This is a genomic window from Vibrio sp. Vb2131, assembly GCF_033338535.1.
GTDB classification, from domain to species: Bacteria; Pseudomonadota; Gammaproteobacteria; order Enterobacterales; family Vibrionaceae; genus Vibrio; species Vibrio alginolyticus.
The window spans coordinates 1-517 of record NZ_JAWOSW010000170.1; the positions used below are offsets into that span (position 1 = coordinate 1).

1 protein-coding gene is annotated in these 517 nt (G+C 44.3%); it reads left to right on the plus strand.

Going from position 1 to position 517, the window contains the following annotated elements:
- Nucleotides 1-332: 2OG-Fe(II) oxygenase (locus tag R7E38_RS23395; protein WP_318082242.1), on the plus strand; the 332-nt coding region annotated here is incomplete at its 5' end.
- Between the last annotated feature and the right edge of the window lie 185 nt (nucleotides 333-517).

Genomic DNA, 517 nt, shown 5'->3' on the forward strand with positions numbered 1-517 from the left:
TGTTTGAGTATGAAGCACACTTTGCAAAGTACGAAAAAGGCGATTTTTACCAAAAACACCTCGATTGCTTTAAAGGGAACGAAAACCGTCGCTTAACCACGGTGTTCTACATGAATGAATCTTGGAGTGAAGAGGACGCGGGCGAACTGGTCGTCTATGACCTCAATGACAAAGAAATCGCAACAATCCCGCCTCGTGGGGGGCGTCTACTGGTGTTCTTATCTGAACAGTTTCCTCATGAAGTGTTGCCGACTAACGCGGAGCGTTTCAGTATAGCAGGCTGGTTCAGAATTAATGGTGTGAGAGATAACCTTCTGGATATCGCGAGTTAACATCTAGGCACTAAATACTAAAAAGGGCGCGTGATGCGCCCTTTTTAATGTCTGAAAATCGGCTTTTAATGGCAAATAGACATGTTGTAGCAAGCCGTCATATTCTGCTCTAACACCTCATAGACGTGAGCGCAGAGTTTATTCTGCTCAATTAGGTCATCCATGATCTCAGCAATTTGTGTTTG